The following is a 17,157-nucleotide window of genomic DNA, read 5'->3' as shown; positions in this document are numbered from 1 at the left end:
GACGGATGATCGCAGGGCGGTGGGACGCGGGCGGACGGCCGCCCCGTCCGCGCACCGCTCCCTCCCCTTCTGCTTCTGCTTCCGCGAAAGGCCTGCTCATGCACCGTACGGACCTGTCCCCCGCCGGCCCCGGAACCCGCTCGCGGCGGGGGCCGCGCCGCCTGCTCGCCCGGGGCGCCGCGACGCTCGGCGCGGCCGCGGTCCTCGGCGCCACGGCGATGACCGGCAGCGCGAGCGCCATCGTCAACGGCGAAGACGCCACCCAGCACTACTCCTACATGGCGACCGTGCCGGTCGAGGAGTACGGCGCCCAGTGCGGGGCGACGCTGGTCGACGCCCGCTGGGTCCTCACGGCCGCGCACTGCGTCAATCCGGAGCTGGCCACCCTGACCGGCAAGGTCCGGGTCGGCAGCGGCCACCGCACGACCGGGGGCTCCGTCCGGAACATCGACAAGATCGTCACCGCGCCCGGCTATGTGCAGGACATGACCGGAACGACGTACAACAAGAACGACCTCGCGCTGATACGCCTGGACCGCCCCGTCACCCAGAAGCCCGTCCGTATCGCCGACAAGACGGGGCCGGTCGGTACGCCCACCCGCATCCTCGGCTTCGGCACGGTCGTCGAGGCACCGACGCTGGAGGACGCGAGGTTCCCCGACCGGCTCCAGCAGCTGGACACGCGCAGGGGCGCGCCCGGCGACTGCGACCCGGGCTGGGCGGGCCGGACGCGGCTGTGCACCGTCAGCCCGAAGCCGAAGGCCATGGCGTGCAACGGCGACTCCGGTGGCCCGCAGCTCCAGCGTGCGAGGAGCGGCCGCTGGGAGCTGATCGGCGCCACATCCGGGCCGGGCAGCGTCCGCGAGGGCTGCGGGACCGGACCGGGCCTCTACTCGAACGTGCCCGCCTTCAAGAGCTGGATCGAGCAGACGATCCGCCAGGGCCACTGACCCCCGAGGTGACCGGCCTGCGGGCCGCGCGAGTGGTTGGATGCCGGACATGTCAGTGATCGCCGTCCTCGCCCTCGACGGGGCCCCGGGGCAGCACCTCACCACGCCAGGCCTGGTCTTCGGCACCGCCTGCCGCGAACACCCCGGCCTGTCCTACGAGGTCCGGCTCTGCGCCGCCCCCGGGTTCCGGGCGGCGGGCGGCCCGGGACCAGCGCTCCCCGTCCGGCCCCCGCACGGCCTCGAAGGGTTGGCGGACGCGGACGTCGTCCTGGTCCCGGGGCCGGGCGGCCGCCAGGCCGGGCGGCCTCCAGAGGACGTCGTCGCCGCGCTGCGTGCGGCGGCGGGGCGGGGCGGCCGCCTCGCCGCCGTCGGCACCGGCACGTTCACGCTCGCCGCGACCGGGCTGCTCGACGGGCGGCGCGCCACGACCGGCTGGCGGCACGTGGAGGAGCTGGCCGCCCGGTATCCCCGTATCGACGTCGACCCCGCCGGCACGGCCGTCGAGGACGGGCCGTTCTGCACGGCGGCCGGGGTCTTCGGGGGCCTGGACGTCTGTCTGCGCCTGCTGGCCCACGACCACGGCCGCCACATCGCCGGGCAGACGTCGCGGGAGCTGATCACGCCGCTGCACGGGGACGCGGACAGCGTCCAGGAGGCCATCGACCGGGAGGTCGCCGAGAGTGCGGGACTCGACCCCACCCTGCGCTGGATCGGGGCGCACCTCCACCTCCCGCTCACGCTCCCCGAGATCGCCGCCCACGCCGGGACGAGCGTCTCCAGCGTGACGCGCCGTTTCCGCGCCCACACCGGGCTCAGCCCGCTCCAATACGTCCTGCGTGCGCGGCTGCACGAGGCGATGCGGCTGCTGCGGGAGACGGACACGCCCGTCGAGGGTGTCGCCGCCGCGACCGGGTTCACCTCGCCCGCCGCCCTGCGCCACCACTTCCGCGCGCTCACCGGCACCACGCCCCGCGACTACCGCCGCGCCCATACCCCGTGAGCGCGGACCCGGGCAGGGTCCGCGGGTGTCCGCCCCCGCCCGACCCCGGCGGCACCTCCGGCGCCCGTACGCGGACCCGGCGCATGACCACGTCCTTTTGGGTACTTGGCGAAGAGCGCGTCTGGGGCCAATCTGGTGACCACTCCGCGACGCACGGCAAGGAGGTTCGGTGACAGAGCGTCAGGGTGCTTGGGAGAGACAGGGCTTCACGGGAGGTCCCGTCCGGGACTCGGGCTGGAACGTCGGGGCCGGCGCGCCACGCGGGCGCCGCTGAACCGGGCCGGCCCGCGGGCGAGACCCCGTCCAGGACAGCGGGGCGGCCGGAACACCCGACCGCCCCGCGCCCACGCCCCAGGCCGTGATCCCGCCCCCGTACGCCGACCCCTCGCACCGCCCCCGTACGCCAGGCCCTCGCACCGCCCCCTCAGCAGATCGGGCCCTCGCCCCACGTCACCCCAGTGACGCGAGCGCCGTATCCACCGTCCCCCGCAGTTCCGCCGCTTCCGCGCCCGCCCGGGAGCGCAGGTTCACGCCGTACGCGAGCAGCGCCAGGAGCTCGGCGGCCGCCGGTACATCGGCTGCGGGCGCCAACTCGCCCTCCGCGCGCGCCGCTTCCAGCGCGCCCCGCAACGCGTCCCGCAGCTGCTCGTGGTGCTCCTCCAGGAGGGCCCGCACCTCGGGGTCGGCGCGCTCCGCGCCCACGTGGGCGTTGACGACCATGCAGCCCCACCCCGCGTAGGGGCCCGAGCAGCGCAGCTCGATCAGCGCGTCGAAGAACGCGCGCACGGCGGGCAGCCCCCGGCCGTCCTCGGCGACGGACCGGAACCCGCGCCGGGAGTGGTCCCGCACATAGCGGCGCAGGGCGGCCAGATACAGCTCGCGCTTGCCGCCGAACGTGGCGTACAGGCTGGAGCGGTTGAGGCCCGTCGCGCTCGCCACGGCCTGGATGGAGGTCGTGGCGGCGCCGTGCTGCCAGAAGAGCCGGACGACGCGGTCGAGCGCCTCGTCCGGGTCGAAGTGCTTGATGTCAGCCATGAGTTGGGGCTCCCCGCGCTGCCGTACTGCCATCACGCCGTACCGACGTCCCGCCGTACCGCTGTCCCGCCGTACCGCGAACACCGTCCCACCCATTCTTGGAACGGCAATTCCAAGATACCCCTTGACGCCAACCCCACCCTCTCAGCATCCTGAAACGACCGTTCCAAGTTCCCCGCGTCCGACGCCGGCCGGAACGCGGAACCCGCCTACGAAAGGCCCCACATGAGCCTCAAGGACGACCTCCGCGACCTGTACGTGAACGGCCACCGCAGACTGCCCCAGGACGTCCTGGAGGTCATGGACCGCGGCGCGGCCCAGCTCCTCGCCACCCGCCTCGCCGAGAAGGCCCTCGGCGCGGGCGAGCACGCCCCCCGCTTCACCCTCGACTCCGCCACCGGCGACAAGGTCTCCCTGGACGCACTCCTCGCCGAGGGTCCCGTCGTCCTGACCTTCTACCGCGGCGCCTGGTGCCCCTACTGCAATCTCGCCCTGCGCGCCCTCCAGCGGCACCGGGACGACTTCGCCGCCCGCGGCGCCCACCTCGTGGCCGTCTCCCCGCAGATCCCGGACGAGAGCCTCACCCTGACCGAGAAGGAGCAGCTCGGCTTCCCCGTCCTGTCCGACATCGGCTCCCGCGTCGCGAAGGAGTTCGGGATCGCCTTCGACCTCTCCGACGAACTGGGCGCGCTCTACGACCGGCTGGGCTTCGAACTGCACCGCGTGAACGCGGGCCACCACCGCACGCTCCCCCTGCCCGCCACCTACGTCATCGACCGCGCCGGAGTCATCCGCTGGGCGTTCGTCGACACCGACTACACCGTGCGGGCCGAGCCCTCCGACGTCGTGGCGGCCCTGGCGGCGATCACCGCGCCGGGCGACTCCGGTCAGGCCGCGGGGCGGCGGCTGAAGAACGAGCGGCGGTAGTCCCCGGGCGAGACCCCGACCTGCTTGAGGAAGTGGTGCCGGAGGTTGTTCGCCGTGCCGAGGCCGCTCAGTTCGCCGACCTTCTCCACCGGCAGGTCCGTCGTCTCCAGGAGTTCCTGGGCCCGCGCGAGGCGCTGGCCGAGCAGCCACTGGAGCGGGGTCGTGCCGGTGGCGGCCTGGAGGCGGCGGTAGAAGGTGCGCGGGCTCATCGCCGCCCGGCGCGCCAGGTCGTCCACGGTCAGCGGCCGGTCCAGGCGGGCGCGGGCCCACTCCAGCACGGGTCCGAGGCCCGCGCCGTCCGTCTCGGGCACGGACAGGTCGATGAACTGCGCCTGGCCGCCCGGCCGGTGGGCGGGCACCACCATGCGCCGCGCCAGCTGGTTGGCGATGTGCGCGCCGAGATCACGGCGCACCAGGTGCAGGCACAGGTCGAGGCCCGCGGTCAGGCCCGCGCTGGTCAGGACGTCGCCGTCGTCGACGTAGAGGACGGATTCGTCGACCGTCACCTTCGGGTAGCGGGCGGCCAGTTGGGCGGTGTGCATCCAGTGCGCGGTGGCCCTGCGCCCGTCCAGGAGGCCGGCCTCGGCGAGCGCGAAGGCGCCGGTGCACAGGGACACCATGCGGGCGCCCGCCCGGTACGCCGCGCGCAGGGCCTCGGTCAGGCCCGGTGCGAGCGGCCTGCCCTCCTCCAGGCACGCGTCCGGCACGGAGGTGACGACGACGGTGTCCGCCCCGGCCAGGCCCTCCAGGCCGTAGGGGGTGCGCAGCGCGACGCCGAACGCGCCCCCCGCCTCCTCCCGCTCGCCCGTGGCGCACAGCCGCAGGTCGTACCAGTGGTCGGACAGATCGGGCTGCGGCTTGCCGAACACCGTGCAGGGGATGCTCAGTTCGTACAGGTCCCAGGACGGGACCCCGATCTCCTCGGCCACGACCACCGCGACGGAACCAGCGCTCATGCCGCGAGCGTACGAGGCCACGGGCACCCCCCGGACCACCGGCAGGAATTTGGTGATCACCGTCACCGCTGTCACTGTCCCGCGCCCGCCGCCCCTGCGAGCGTGACCCCCATGAACGCACAGCACACCGCGGCAGCGCCCGCCGAAACCCCCGTCACCGTCCTCGGCCTCGGCCTGATGGGCTCCGCCCTCGCCGGCGCCCTCCTGGACCAGGGCCACCCCACCACCGTCTGGAACCGCACCCCGCCCAAGGCGAAGCCGCTGGCCGACCGCGGCGCGCACCCGGCGGCGACCCCCGGGGACGCCGTCGCCGCGAGCGGCCTCGTCCTGGCCTGCGTACTCGACTACGAGGCGCTGCGCACCGTCCTCGACCCGGTCGCCGCGGCGGGCGGGCTCGCCGGAAAGGCCCTGGTCAACCTCACCTCGGGGGCGCCGGAGCAGGCCGTGGAGATGGCGGCGTGGGCCGCTTCGCACGGCGCGGGCTACCTCGACGGCGGCATCATGACGACCCCGCCCGGCGTCGGGAACCCCGAGATGATGTTCCTCTACAGCGGCGACGCGGAGGTCTTCGCGACCCACCGGCCCACTCTGGCCGCCCTCGGTGACCCCCTCCACCTCGGCACGGAGCCCGGCCTCGCCTCGCTGTACGACGCGGCGCTGCTCGGCCTGATGTGGGCGACGTTCACCGGCTGGCTGCACGGCACCGCCCTGGTCACCTCGGAGGGCACGACGGCCACGGACTTCACCCGGGTCGCGCTGCGCTGGCTGACCGGCGCCGTCTCCGGTTTCGTCACCACGTACGCGCCCCAGGTGGACGCCGGCCGCTACCCGGGGGACGACGCCACGGTCGACGTCCAGATCGCCGCCATCGGCCACCTCGTGCACGCCGCCCACGCGCGCGGCCTCGACGTCGCCCTGCCCGAACTGCTCAAGGCGACCATGGAGCGCGCCTCCGCCCGGGGTCACGGCTCCGACAGCTACGCGAGCGTCATCGAGGTGCTGCGCGGCGCCGCACACCGGTAGATACGGCGGTTCACCTCCCACGCCCGGGCGGAAGCGGACAGGATGGACACGGAAACGTTCATCCGTAGGCACCGGGGGGAGCCACCACCATGAACCGTCCGCTGCGGCACATAGCCGTCTTCTGCGGGATCCTCACGCTCGCCCTGCTGCTGCGCGCCACCTGGGTGCAGTACGCGCGCAACGACGAGCTGTCCCACCACGCGAAGAACCGCCGCGTGCAGATCGAGGCGTTCTCGCACCCCCGCGGCGACATCATCGTCGGCGGGAAGTCCATCACCGGCTCGAAGAAGACGTCCGGCACCGACTTCGCGTACAAGCGGACCTTCAAGCAGGGCCCGATGTACGCGCCGGTGACCGGCTACTTCTCGCAGGCCCAGGGCGGCACCTTCCTGGAGGGCGTCCACAACGGCATCCTCAGCGGCGACGACGACCGACTCTTCATCAAGCGCACCCTGGACATGCTGACCGGCAAGAAGCAGCAGGGCGGCGACGTCGTCACGACCATCGACCCCAAGGCGCAGAAGGCCGCCTACGAAGGCCTGGTGGCGCTGGACGCCAAGGGCGCCGTCGTCGCGCTCGACCCGCGCACCGGCAAGGTGCTCGCCCTGGCCAGCACCCCCTCGTACGACCCGTCGGTGTTCGCCGGCATCTCGCGGGAGGAGGGCCGCGCCTTCACGCGGCTCGCGCGGCGCGCGGACAAGCCGCTGAGCAACCGCGCGCTGCGCGAGACCTTCCCTCCGGGCTCCACCTTCAAGATCCTCACGGCGGCCGCCGCCCTGGAGCACGGCGTGGTGAGGGACATCGACAAGCCGACCGGCGCCAGAACCCCGTACAAGCTGCCCCTCAGCTCCACCCGTATCGGCAACGACGTGCCCGACTCCCATTGCGACAAGGTGTCGTTGAAGACGGGCATGCAGTGGTCCTGCAACAACGTCTTCCTCGACGTCGCGCTGAAGGTCGGCAAGGACAGGATGCGGGAGACCGCCGAGCGGTTCGGCTTCAACGAGGAGCAGTTCATCCCCGTGCGCGCGGTCGCCAGCGGCTACCCGGAGCGGCTCGACAAGCCGCAGACCGCGCTGACCGGCATGGGGCAGGGCAGCCTGACCAGCACCCCGCTCCAGATGGCGATGGTCACGGCGGGCCTCGCCAACGACGGCAAGGTCATGGAGCCCTACCTGGTCGAGGAGTTGCGCGGCCCCGACCTGACGACGGTCGAGAAGGCCGAGCCGCATGAACTGGACCAGGCCGTCTCCGAGGACACCGCGAAGAAGGTCCAGGAGATGATGGAGAACACCGTCGAGAACGGCACGGCGAACAAGGCGCGGATCGACGGCGTCACGGTCGGCGGCAAGACCGGCACGGCCCAGCACGGCGCGGACGTCAACGACGAGCGGCCCTACGCCTGGTTCGTCTCCTACGCGAAGACGCCCGGGGACGACGACGGCGAGTCACCGGTCGCCGTCGCGGTCTTCGTCGACCCCTCCCACATGAACATCCCCCGCTCGGAGATCGCGGGCGGCAAGCTGGGCGCGCCGATCGCGAAGGCGGTCATGGAGGCGGTCCTGGAACGCTGATCCCCCGGGCCCCGGCTCGCCCGCTACGCCGGCACGTCCCACGGCAGCGGCCGGCTGTGCACGACGTCCAGCCGTGACACGGCCCGGGTCAGCACGACGTACAGCCGGTGCGCGCCCCGCCGCTCGGCCTCGGCGATGGCGGCCGGTTCGACGGCGACGACATGGTCGTACTCCAGGCCCTTGGCGAGCGAGGCGGGCAGTACGGTGACGCGCGCCCCCGGCTCGTCCGCGTCCGCCGTGCCGATGCCGGCGCCCTCCAGGGCGGCGCGCAGCGCCTCGGTGTCCGCGTCGGCGGCGATGACGCCGACCGAGCCCTCCCGCCCGAGCGCGTCGCGCACGGCCCGCACCGCGGCGGCCCGCACGTCGTGCGCCGCGCGGATCCGCAGTTCGCCGTCGGCCCGCATCGACCGGGCGGGCGGCACGTCCACGTCGAGGCGGGCCAGGAGCCGGTTGGCGAGCCCGATGATCTCCCGGGGCACGCGGAACCCGGTGGTCAGCCGCGTCACGGCGGCGTCCGGCCTGCCGAGGTGCCCGAGGAGTTCGGCCCAGTCGCGGGCCGCCCAGGGCGTGGTGGCCTGGGCGAGATCGCCGAGGACGGTCAGCGAGCCGAAGTCCGCGCGACGCGCGATGGCCCGGCACTCCATGGGCGACAGGTCCTGCGCCTCGTCCACGACGATGTGCCCGTACCCCTCGGGCCGCTCCAGGAGCCCCTGGATCTCGTCCATCAGCACCAGATCGGCGGCGCTCCACCGCGCGGACCTGTACGAGCGCGGGGGCCGGGCCCACCGGATCGCGCGCCGCTCCTCGTCCCCAAGGACGCCGTCCGACGCGGCGGCGAGCGCGTCCGGGTCGCCCAGGAGCCCCGCGAGCACCTCGTCGGCCCCGGCCTTCGGCCACACCTGGTCCACGAAGGCGCTCAGCGCCGACGACCGGCCGATCTTGCGCACCCACGCGGCCTGGCGCGGCCCGGCCCGCCGCTCGGCCCGCTCCTGGACGGCCCGCACGGCCCGCTCGCGCACCCGCTCCCGCCCCACCGCGTACGACGACTCCTCGGCGCGCACCCCCGCCACGATGTGCTCCAGCTCGTCCAGCGGCACCCGCCAGCGGTAGGACCCGTCCGCCACCGCGAGGGACTCGGCGGGCGCCCGGACCCGCGCGTACAGCGCGCGGCGCAGCACCTCGGCCATGCGGGCGTCGTGCTTGACGACGGCGGCGGCCTCGTCGTCCCGGGCGCGCACCGGGTGCCGCCCGATCTCGTCCAGGACGGTGGACTGGCGTACGCCCGTCTCACCGAGGGAGGGCAGCACCTCGGCGATGTACCGCAGGAAGGTCCGGTTGGGGCCGAGGATGAGCAGCCCGGCGCGCCGCAGCCGCTCGGGGTGGGTGTAGAGGAGGTAGGCGGCGCGGTGCAGGCCGACGGCGGTCTTGCCGGTGCCGGGCGCGCCCTGCACGCACAGGGAGGCGGCCAGGTCGCCGCGTACGAGGTCGTCCTGCTCGGGCTGGATGGTGGCGGCGATGTCCCGCATGGGGCCGACGCGGGGCCGCTCGATCTCCCCGGCGACGATGCGGCTGCCGCCCTGCGGGGCCTCGGCCGCCGTCAGGTGCTCGTCCTCCATGCCGGTCAGGTCGGCGGAGTCGCCCTTGCTGCCGGGGGCCCAGCCGAACCGGCGGCGGACGGCGACGCCCCGCGGGTCGCGGGCGCCGGCCTGGTAGAAGGCGCGGGAGACGGGCGCGCGCCAGTCCACGACGAGGGGCGGCGCGCTGGGGTGCTCGGTGACGCGCAGCCGCCCGATGTAGTAGCGCTGGCCGCGGTGGTCGCCGGCCGCCTCGGCGTGGGGGCCGGTGGCGGCGAAGTCGAGGCGGCCGAAGAAGAGGGGTGCCTCGGGCAGCTCGCGCAGGGCTTTGGCGCGGCTGCGGAACCGGTAGCCGAGGACTTCGGCGTCGGCGCCGGACGCGGACACGTCGACGCCGGTGACCACGTGGTCCTCGGCGCCTTCGACCATGCCGGTCAGGGCGGCGCGGCAGGCGTCGTGGTAGCGGCGTTCGAGGGCGAGGGGTTCTGCCGTATCCATGCGCCCACGATAATGTAACCGAGTTAAATTCGATACCAAGTAACGTTCTTAACCAGGTAACGCAGCCCCCTACACTCGCCCCATGAGCGAAGACGAGACGGCCCCCGAACCGGGCGACGGCCTGCGCACCCGCAAGAAGCGGCAGCGCCACCGGACCATCTCCGACACGGCGATCGCGCTCTTCCTGGAGAAGGGCTTCGAGAAGGTGTCGGTCGCGGAGGTGGCGGCGGCCGCGGAGGTCTCCAAGCCGACCCTCTTCCGGTACTTCGCGTCCAAGGAGGACCTGGTCCTGCACCGCTTCGCCGACCACGAAGACGAGGCGGCCCGCGTGGTCGCCGCCCGTCCGGCCGGGCGGGCCGCGCTGGAAGCGCTGCACCGGAACTTCCGCGCCGGCCTGGACCGCCGCGACCCCGTCACCGGCCTCTGCGACGTCCCCGCGGTCCTCGCCTTCCACCGGCTCCTCTACTCGACGCCGTCCCTGGTGGCCCGCCTCTACGGCTACCAGGCCCGCTCCGAGGCGGCGCTCGCCGGGGCGCTGGCCACCGCGCACGGCGGCACCCCGCTGGAGTCCCGCCTGGCCGCGGCGCAGACCGTGGCCGTGCAGCGCGTCCTGGCGGAGGAGAACTGGCGCCGGATCACCGAGGGCGAGACGGCGGACGCCGTCCGGCCGGACGCGCTGACCGCGGCCGACGAGGCGTTCACCCACCTGCGGGCGGGCCTGCCCCGGTACGCCTGACCGCCGCCCTGCGAGGCCCCGTACAGACGCCTTCCCCGGCGCCCCGCTCCCCTTCGGCGACGACCCGGCCGTGCGGACCCTCGTACCACTCCCGCAGGGCCCGTTCCACCCGTCGCTCGTCCGGTACCTCGGCCAGGCGCAGGGGTTCGGCGGCACGTCGCAGTGCGCGGCAGATCTGCGCGGCGGCGCGGGCGTGGTCCGTGCCGTCCGGCCCGTTGGGCAGGGCGGTCAGGCCGAGCGCGGCGCGCATGATGTCCGGGAAGACGGACTGGGCGTACTCGAAGTCCAGGTAGACGGGCAGGTCGGCGTGCAGGCCCGCGGTCATGCCCCGGTGCCCCGCGCGCTCCATCTCCTCGGCCCACAGCTCCGTCATCCGGGTCTGCTCGTCCTTCTCGTACTCCATGCGTACGAGATGGGTGGCGAGGTCGTGCAGCGGGTCGCCGTACATCGCGAGCTCCCAGTCGATGACCGCCATCCGACGGCGGCCGACCACCACGTTGGCGCGGTGCACGTCGGTGTGGAGCAGGCAGAAGGGGCGCGGGGTCAGGGGCGGGCGGCGCGGGTCGTCGCGGAAGGCGCCCAGGACGTCCGGGCGCAGCCCCACGGCGGTGAACAGCTGCTCGAAGCGCGGGCGGTGGGGGCGGTGGACGCGCTCCTCGGTGAAGGCGATCAGCCAGTCGAGGAAGTCCTGGCTCCGCCCCGGGGCGGGCCAGCCGGCCGGCCGGGGCGGCAGCTCCCGTTCGGGCACGGCCGCGGCCCTGGCGAAGAACTGGGCGAAGGACCGCATCATCGCCTCCCCGACGGGCCCCTCGGGCTGGATGTCGGACAGGGCGCGCCCGGCCCGGTAGGAGTGCAGCGACCAGTCCCCGAAGTCGCGCAGGCAGCGCGGGACTTCCCTCAGGTGCCGGCTCACCACCGTGAGCAGCTCCGCCTCGCTGGGCCAGATGCGGGGCACCACCTCGACGGTCTCGCGCGGCATCCGGCACTTGACCCGGGCCCGGAAGGGCATGGTGCGCAGCAGCAGGGCGAGGGACCAGCCCAGCGGCACCACGTGGTTGACGTTGTGGTGACCGGCCACGACCTCGCGGTCCGGGTGGTCCCTGTGCGCGTCGGCGAGACGTCGGATCCACGTCTCGCGGCGCCCGCGTTTCGGCGCCTCGTGGGGGGAGCGAGGCGGAGGTGACGGCATGAGCGCAGAGAGTATCCGCAGACCGGAACCGTTCCCCGCGACTTGCCACGATGTGGACACCGGCGCACCGATTGTCACACTCCGCCCGCCGCCCGCGCCTACCGTCGCCCGCCCCGCAGACAGCGCAGGACCGGTTCCAGGGAGGACACCAGGGCGGTGCCGCCCGCGTCGCGCAGCAGCCGGGCCTTGCGCGGGTTGCGCGCGTAGCCGAGGAATCCGACGCCGGCCCGCCGGGCCGCCGCGAGGTCGGTGGGCGCGTCGCCGATCATCAGGGCGGCCTTCGGGTCGGCGCCCAGCGCGCTCAGGGCGCGCCGCAGGCAGTGCGGGTCGGGCTTGAGCAGCCGCAGGTCCTGGGTGCGGCCGTGGATGTGCGGGGCGAAGCACTCCAGGAGGCCGCGGGAGGTGAGGTAGGTGTGCACGGCGCGCGGGGAGTTGTTGGTCGTCACGGCGAGCCGGGCGCCGAGCGCCGTCCAGGTGCGGATCAGCGGGTCGACGTGCGGGGTGGGCCAGGCGGAGGCCACGGCTTTCAGCTCCTGCTGGGTGAGCAGCTCCTCCAGCTCCTCGACCAGGTCGCTGCGGGGCCGGCGGCGGTCGACGGCGCGCAGCACCACGTACGGGTCGGGCTGGCGCCGCTCGTCGTCGGTGAGCAGGCCGTGCAGGCCGAGGCCCGCGAGGCGCCGGACCAGGTCCTTCGCCACGTCCTCGGCGGAGTGCCCGGCGAAGAGGCGGCAGATGGGCCCGTCGAAGTCGAAGAGAACGAATCGAACAGGACCGATCAGTTCGTGGAGCCTTTCGGTCTCCTCGTCGAGCATCTCGGGCCATATCGCGTCGGATCGCGTCGAGTCAGAGGTCACCTAAGAGAGTGTCAGGTCCGTGGTGATGGTTGCCCAGAGTGCGTCGAACCACCTCTGCGACTCCTCCACGAACAGGGAGTCGCGCGCGGCCACGGGGTCCTTGCCGAAGGAGAAGAGGGGCGCCTTGATGCCCAGCACGTCGTAGAGGTCGACGTTCTCACCGCCGTCGCTGTCGCTGTCGCCCAGCTCCAGCTGCTGGGGGCCCAGGGTGTAGTACGCGAGCAGCGCCTCGCGCCCGTTGAGCAGGTACAGCTTGACCGGCGTGGTGAACGGCAGCGCGCGGAACTGCACCGACACGTCGATGCCGTGCGAGGCCCGCAGCGCCCGCAGGTTGTGCCGCAGCACCTGCCCCTGCGCGTTGCGCTGGGTCAGCCAGCGCCGGTGGAGCCGCTCGCGGTTCTCGGCGTCCCGGTCGATCGGCACCGGGAAGGCCAGCTGGATGTCGCTGCTCGGCAGCAGGATGCGCACCGTGACGGACTTCGGCGCGATGCGCCCCTCGTGGATCAGACGCACCGGCTCCCCGAGGGCGACCATCAGCGTCTCGGCGGTGTAGGACACCACGTCGACGCGTACGTCCGGCTCCGCGAAGGCCGCCGCGAGGCGCGGGGCGAGCGCGACCATGGAGGGCTGGGGGCCCTGGGGCCCGAGGGCCGGGCCCGCGTCGGCGACCCGGGGCGGGCTGCCCTTGCTGACGTGGGACAGGAGGCCTTCGCTCTGGAGCTTCTTCATCGCCTGCCGCACGGCTCCGCGCTCCACACCGAACTCGCCCGCCAGCTCGGCCTGCGTCGGCAGCCTCTCACCCGCCTTGAGCGTGCCCGTCCGGATGCGCTCGCGCAGGGTGTCGGCGATGTCCTGGGACGAGAGCTTTCTGTTGCCGTTCACTGCGACATTCTCCTGAGTCACGACCGGACGTCACGGACGATACAACTGCGCGCCATCTTGGCGGAGTTGGTTGCCAACCGCGCAAGATGGCCGCGCCTCAACACGCCGCCAGCTCCAGGTCCCGGCTGATCGTGTCCCACAGGGCGTCGAACCACAGCTGGGCCTGGTCCACGAACGTGGTGTCCCGCAGCCCGTCGCCCCGCCGGAACGGGAAGAGCATCGACTGCGCGCCCTGCGCGTCGTACAGCTCCAGGGACTCCTGGCCGATCTCCTCGTCCCGCCTGCTGAGCGTGTAGTACGCGAAGAGCGCCTCCGCGCCGTTGATCAGATACAGCTTCACGGGCGGCGTGAACGGCAGCGCGCGAAAGCGCACCGACACGTCGAGACCGTGCGAGGCGCGCAGCGCCAGGAGGTTGTGGCGCAGCACCTGCCCCTGGGCGTTGCGCTGGTCGAGCCAGCGGCGGTGGACCCGGCCGCCCTCGTCCCCGCCGTCGACCGGCGTGGGGAAGGCCAGGACGATGTCCCGGCTCGGCAGCAGCACCCGCACGTCGACCTTGGCCGGTTTGTGCCCCCCGGCGTGGATCCGCCGGAGCGGTTCGCCGATCGCCATGGTCAGCGAGACGGAGGTCAGGCAGAGCGCGTCGATCTTCACGCGCGGGGCCTCGAAGGCGGCCGCGACGCGCGGCGCGAGGCCGACCGTCGTGGGCTGGGGGCGCACCGACCCGACGCACGCGGGCGCGCGCTCCGTCGCTTCGGCGACCGTCGCGCGGCTGCCCTTGGACACATCGGACAGGAGGTGCTCATGGTGCAGGATGCGCAGCGCCTCGCGCACGGCCCCGCGCTCCACGCCGAACTCGTCGGCCAACTCGGCCTGGGTCGGCATGCGCTGGCCCGGCCGCAGCGCACCGGACCTGATCCGGTCGCGCAGCGCGTCGGCCACCTCGCGGTGGGAACGCCGTCCCCGGCCGCCGCCGACGGGCGCGTGTTCCGTGCTCACCACCAAACCGTACAACTTCGGGCCATCTTTGGGGAGTTGACGGAAAGGTGGTTATGAGTCGACTCCCGGCGGAGATAAGTCAGATGGAGTTGGTGGCCAACTTCGGCGACATGGTCGGGCCGCGTCGAGGTTGGCCATCCGGCGAGTTCCGACTGACCGGGAACCCATCCGGAGGGGAGCCGGGAGACCGGTCGGCCGTCGGAAAAGCGAGCCCCGGCTCCCGGCTACGGGGGGCCGGGGCTCACCCTTCGCGGACCGCCCCCGCCCTCAGAAGATGTCCTGGCACCACGGCCGCCGGGCCGCGCGGAACAGCGCGTCGGCCACCGCGGCCGCCCCGGCCCGCTCCTCGGCCACGAGCCCCAGCGCCACCAGCCGCGCCGCCGACTCGTCCCCCAGCCACAGCCGCCCCAACTCCGCGACCCCCAAGGTCAGATCGGCCTCCTGGCCGGTCGGCGCGCACACCGCGCCACCGTCGGCCGCCGCGTCCAGCCGATAGCGCCCGCCCGCGAGCCCCGCCGCGTCGGTGACCTCCAGGACGAGCGAGCCCGCGCCGCCGTACGTACGCGCCTCCAGGGCCCGTACGACGTCCAGGATCCGCACCCAGAGCCAGTCCGAGTGCCCGGTCACCCTGGCGGCACGGGGGTCGGGAAGGAGCTGCGGGAGCAAGTCGTCGGGGGCCCGCCAGCCGGACTTCACCGTCACGACCCGGTCGACCGAGCACACGTAGTGCCACAGGGCCCGCTCGGCGGCGGGCGTGACGGCGGTCAGCGAGAGCACCGTCAGGACGTTGCGCGGCTGGAGGGTCTCGCTCCACTCCTCGTCGGTGGCGCGGTACGCGACCAGTCCGTCGACGCGGCCCGAGGGGTCGCGGTAGAGGGCGTAGAACGGCTCCTGCCAGGGCTGTTCGGGCATGGCCTGCTGCCCGGTGTTCCGCTGCCACCAGTGCTCGTCGCGGGTGATGGCGCCGTGCTGCGCCGCCCTGAACCGCTCGTGCAGCTCGGGGCCGAACTTGCGCACCTCGTCGCCGTCGACGAGGTCGATGCGGGCGCCGGCCTCTTGCGGCCCCGACCGGCGCGGATCGAGCCCCGAGCGCGTCACGTCGACCGTCCACTCGGCCATCGAGGTCGCGGGGCCGAAGCCGAACCGGCCGTAGATGCCGTACTCGGCGGCGATCAGCGTGGCGACCACGTCGCCGCGCGCCTTCGCCGCCGCGAGGTCGGCGGTCATCATGCGGGTGAGGATGCCGCGCCGCCGGTGGGTGGGCGCGACGGTCACCGCCGAGACGGCGTTGGCGGGGACGGCGGCACCGCCCACCGCGGTCAGCTCCTGCCGCAGCGAGCGGTACGTGCCCACGCAGCGGCCCCGGTCGAAGGCGCCCCGCAACCGGTCCAGGTCACCGCGGGCACGGGCGTACGCCACCATCTCGCCGGAGACGGTGGCCAGCGGCCGCAGGAACCCCGCGTTGGCCGCGCGCAGCCAGAGGGGCAGCTCCTCCTCGGTGACCGCCCTTACTTCGACGCCACCCTCGCCGCCACCCTGGCCGCCACTCTCGGCGTCACCCTCGCCGCCACCCGCCGCGTCGTCCGCTACATCGCCCTCAAGATCGCTCATCCGCCCACGCTAGGCGGCCCGGCACCGCCGGCGCACCGGGATTTTTGCCGGGCGCCGCCCCGCCCCCGGCACCGCGACCGCCCCTGTCACACCAGCAGGTCGTCGACCTGTGCCTCGCCCTCCCGGTAGCGCCGGGCGATCTCGGCGCTGCAGTCGTCCGCCGTGCGCTGGAGGGACTGCCGGCACCGCGAGACCTGCTGCTCGTACCCCACGAGGCGGCCCATGGCCGTGTGCAGCTCATCGTCCGTGCGGGCGGCCAGGTCGGACAGCTCGACCTCGGCGAGCATCTCCGTGGCCAGCAGGCGGTACTCCTCGCTGTGCGGGGTGCCGAGCGTGACGTGCCGGGCGGAGGAGCGGTGCCGGGCCGGAGCGTCCGCGAGGATCTCCGAGAGCCGGTCGACGACCGCGCCCTTGGGCCGGGGCGCCGGCCGGTCCCTGCGGCGCGCGATCTCGGCCCGCAGGATGTCGATGCGCCCTTGCAGCAGCCGCCGCACATAGCTGAGGTCGGCCTCGTCCTGCTGCGCGGCCCGGCGCAGCTCGCGCAGCTCGGGCAGGCGCCGCGCCATCAGGTCGTGCTGGGGCACGGCGGGCAGCAGCGGGCTGCCCGTGCGCTGCGTGGGAGGCCGCGGAACCTGTGGACGCCGCAGCGAGACGCGGCCGGGCGAGTGCCCTGTGCTCGGTGTGTTCATGTCCTCTACCCGTCCCCTCGACCGGCCTACGCGGTACACCGCGTGTGAGCATGGTGCCACCCCAAGTGGCCGCTATGTGAATGAGTGCCCGGAATCAGCCCCAGATGGGGGGATCCGCAGCGCCGGACGGGCCGCCTCCGACCGCCCGGGCCGGCACGGCATGATGGCCGCATGCGAGCAGTGGTGCAGAGGGTCGACGGCGCGAGCGTGGTCGTCGACGGCGAGGACGGGCCCGAGACGGTGGGCGAGATCAGCGGCGAGGGCCTGTGCGTCCTGGTGGGCGTCACGCACGACGACACCGCGGAGAAGGCGGCGCAACTGGCCCGCAAGCTGTGGACGCTGCGCGTGCTGGCCGACGAGAAGTCGTGCAGCGACATCGACGCGCCGCTGCTCGTCGTCAGCCAGTTCACGCTCTACGGCGACGCCCGCAAGGGCCGCCGCCCCACCTGGAACGCGGCGGCCCCCGGCGACGTGGCCGAACCCCTGGTGGACGAGGTGGTGACCCGGCTGCGCGCCCTGGGCGCGACGGTGGCGACGGGCCGGTTCGGGGCGCAGATGCGGGTGACCCTGACGAACGACGGCCCGTTCACGGTCCTGCTGGAGATGTGACCGACGGGCCGAGACGGGTGGGTGGGAAACATCCGCCGCGCAGCGGCGGTTCA

Annotated in this window: 16 protein-coding genes; 7 read left to right on the top strand and 9 right to left on the bottom strand. The window is 73.8% G+C overall.

The annotated features are described in order from the left end of the window. Window positions 1-98 precede the first annotated feature (98 nt). Entirely contained in the window at window positions 99-950 is an 852-nt protein-coding gene (locus ACZ516_RS15485) for a S1 family peptidase (protein WP_469010551.1), read from the top strand. Window positions 951-999: 49 nt separating this feature from the next. Then, complete coding sequence (locus ACZ516_RS15480) at window positions 1,000-1,950, top strand: GlxA family transcriptional regulator (protein ID WP_469010550.1); 951 nt, start codon at window positions 1,000-1,002, stop codon at window positions 1,948-1,950. A gap of 450 nt (window positions 1,951-2,400) precedes the next feature. Here the strand turns inward: ACZ516_RS15480 and ACZ516_RS15475 are convergent, their stop codons facing one another. Further along, entirely contained in the window at window positions 2,401-2,985 is a 585-nt protein-coding gene (locus tag ACZ516_RS15475) for a TetR/AcrR family transcriptional regulator (protein WP_469010548.1), read from the bottom strand. 225 nt (window positions 2,986-3,210) lie between these two features. On the opposite strand from ACZ516_RS15475, the gene ACZ516_RS15470 reads away from it, so the two are divergent. Continuing rightward, window positions 3,211-3,912 (top strand): peroxiredoxin-like family protein, encoded by a 702-nt coding sequence (locus ACZ516_RS15470; RefSeq protein WP_469010547.1) that lies wholly within the window; start codon window positions 3,211-3,213, stop codon window positions 3,910-3,912. Here ACZ516_RS15470 and ACZ516_RS15465 read toward each other — a convergent pair. Continuing rightward, window positions 3,873-4,847 carry a GlxA family transcriptional regulator gene (locus tag ACZ516_RS15465; protein WP_469011017.1) on the bottom strand — a complete coding sequence of 325 codons (975 nt, stop codon included), beginning with the start codon at window positions 4,845-4,847 and terminating at the stop codon, window positions 3,873-3,875. The genes ACZ516_RS15470 and ACZ516_RS15465 overlap by 40 nt on opposite strands. Window positions 4,848-4,979: 132 nt before the next feature. On the opposite strand from ACZ516_RS15465, the gene ACZ516_RS15460 reads away from it, so the two are divergent. Beyond that, on the top strand, window positions 4,980-5,891 hold the full coding sequence (locus tag ACZ516_RS15460) for an NAD(P)-dependent oxidoreductase (RefSeq protein ID WP_469010546.1): 912 nt from the start codon (window positions 4,980-4,982) through the stop codon (window positions 5,889-5,891). Between the two features lie 89 nt (window positions 5,892-5,980). Then, window positions 5,981-7,465: a peptidoglycan D,D-transpeptidase FtsI family protein gene (locus tag ACZ516_RS15455; RefSeq protein WP_469010544.1), complete on the top strand. Its 1,485-nt coding sequence runs from the start codon at window positions 5,981-5,983 to the stop codon at window positions 7,463-7,465. Window positions 7,466-7,488: 23 nt separating this feature from the next. Here the strand turns inward: ACZ516_RS15455 and ACZ516_RS15450 are convergent, their stop codons facing one another. Then, window positions 7,489-9,537 (bottom strand): HelD family protein, encoded by a 2,049-nt coding sequence (locus tag ACZ516_RS15450; RefSeq protein WP_469010542.1) that lies wholly within the window; start codon window positions 9,535-9,537, stop codon window positions 7,489-7,491. An 82-nt stretch (window positions 9,538-9,619) separates the two neighbouring features. On the opposite strand from ACZ516_RS15450, the gene ACZ516_RS15445 reads away from it, so the two are divergent. Continuing rightward, window positions 9,620-10,273, top strand: coding sequence for a TetR/AcrR family transcriptional regulator (locus ACZ516_RS15445; RefSeq protein WP_469010540.1), 654 nt, complete (start codon window positions 9,620-9,622; stop codon window positions 10,271-10,273). Here ACZ516_RS15445 and ACZ516_RS15440 read toward each other — a convergent pair. The 6 genes from ACZ516_RS15440 to ACZ516_RS15415 all read right to left on the bottom strand — a co-directional run bounded on the left by ACZ516_RS15440 (window position 10,236) and on the right by ACZ516_RS15415 (window position 16,495). Continuing rightward, window positions 10,236-11,462: a phosphotransferase gene (locus tag ACZ516_RS15440; RefSeq protein WP_469010539.1), complete on the bottom strand. Its 1,227-nt coding sequence runs from the start codon at window positions 11,460-11,462 to the stop codon at window positions 10,236-10,238. The two genes, ACZ516_RS15445 and ACZ516_RS15440, sit on opposite strands and share 38 nt — an antisense overlap. Before the next feature lie 98 nt (window positions 11,463-11,560). Further along, complete coding sequence (locus tag ACZ516_RS15435; protein ID WP_361083790.1) at window positions 11,561-12,274, bottom strand: HAD family hydrolase; 714 nt, start codon at window positions 12,272-12,274, stop codon at window positions 11,561-11,563. 42 nt (window positions 12,275-12,316) lie between these two features. Next, window positions 12,317-13,198 (bottom strand): winged helix-turn-helix domain-containing protein, encoded by an 882-nt coding sequence (locus ACZ516_RS15430; protein WP_469010537.1) that lies wholly within the window; start codon window positions 13,196-13,198, stop codon window positions 12,317-12,319. Between the two features lie 97 nt (window positions 13,199-13,295). Further along, window positions 13,296-14,201, bottom strand: coding sequence for a winged helix-turn-helix domain-containing protein (locus ACZ516_RS15425; RefSeq protein WP_469010536.1), 906 nt, complete (start codon window positions 14,199-14,201; stop codon window positions 13,296-13,298). A gap of 261 nt (window positions 14,202-14,462) precedes the next feature. Beyond that, the gene (locus tag ACZ516_RS15420) at window positions 14,463-15,806 is read right to left on the bottom strand and encodes a GNAT family N-acetyltransferase (RefSeq protein WP_469010535.1); all 1,344 of its coding nucleotides are present in this window, start codon (window positions 15,804-15,806) and stop codon (window positions 14,463-14,465) included. A gap of 86 nt (window positions 15,807-15,892) precedes the next feature. Further along, window positions 15,893-16,495, bottom strand: a complete 603-nt coding sequence (locus tag ACZ516_RS15415) for an RsiG family protein (RefSeq protein ID WP_469010533.1) — start codon at window positions 16,493-16,495, stop codon at window positions 15,893-15,895. A gap of 171 nt (window positions 16,496-16,666) precedes the next feature. Here ACZ516_RS15415 and dtd point away from each other — a divergent pair, with 171 nt between their 5' ends. Next, complete coding sequence (gene dtd, locus ACZ516_RS15410; RefSeq protein ID WP_358584830.1) at window positions 16,667-17,104, top strand: D-aminoacyl-tRNA deacylase; 438 nt, start codon at window positions 16,667-16,669, stop codon at window positions 17,102-17,104. Window positions 17,105-17,157: the final 53 nt, after the last annotated feature.

It is taken from the genome of Streptomyces sp. NPDC034037 (assembly GCF_055575715.1).
This window is presented reverse-complemented; position numbering and strand designations above follow the sequence as displayed.

Bases quoted from the DNA above. Each gene is read 5' to 3' on its own strand.
- ACZ516_RS15420 (WP_469010535.1), bottom strand. From the start codon at position 15,806: ATGAGCGATCTTGAGGGCGATGTAGCGGACGACGCGGCGGGTGGCGGC.
- ACZ516_RS15445 (WP_469010540.1), top strand. From the start codon at position 9,620: ATGAGCGAAGACGAGACGGCCCCCGAACCGGGCGACGGCCTGCGCACC.
- ACZ516_RS15440 (WP_469010539.1), bottom strand. From the start codon at position 11,462: ATGCCGTCACCTCCGCCTCGCTCCCCCCACGAGGCGCCGAAACGCGGG.
- ACZ516_RS15450 (WP_469010542.1), bottom strand. From the start codon at position 9,537: ATGGATACGGCAGAACCCCTCGCCCTCGAACGCCGCTACCACGACGCC.
- ACZ516_RS15435 (WP_361083790.1), bottom strand. From the start codon at position 12,274: ATGCTCGACGAGGAGACCGAAAGGCTCCACGAACTGATCGGTCCTGTT.
- ACZ516_RS15415 (WP_469010533.1), bottom strand. From the start codon at position 16,495: ATGAACACACCGAGCACAGGGCACTCGCCCGGCCGCGTCTCGCTGCGG.
- ACZ516_RS15475 (WP_469010548.1), bottom strand. From the start codon at position 2,985: ATGGCTGACATCAAGCACTTCGACCCGGACGAGGCGCTCGACCGCGTC.
- ACZ516_RS15480 (WP_469010550.1), top strand. From the start codon at position 1,000: ATGTCAGTGATCGCCGTCCTCGCCCTCGACGGGGCCCCGGGGCAGCAC.
- ACZ516_RS15455 (WP_469010544.1), top strand. From the start codon at position 5,981: ATGAACCGTCCGCTGCGGCACATAGCCGTCTTCTGCGGGATCCTCACG.
- ACZ516_RS15460 (WP_469010546.1), top strand. From the start codon at position 4,980: ATGAACGCACAGCACACCGCGGCAGCGCCCGCCGAAACCCCCGTCACC.
- ACZ516_RS15485 (WP_469010551.1), top strand. From the start codon at position 99: ATGCACCGTACGGACCTGTCCCCCGCCGGCCCCGGAACCCGCTCGCGG.
- ACZ516_RS15470 (WP_469010547.1), top strand. From the start codon at position 3,211: ATGAGCCTCAAGGACGACCTCCGCGACCTGTACGTGAACGGCCACCGC.
- dtd (WP_358584830.1), top strand. From the start codon at position 16,667: ATGCGAGCAGTGGTGCAGAGGGTCGACGGCGCGAGCGTGGTCGTCGAC.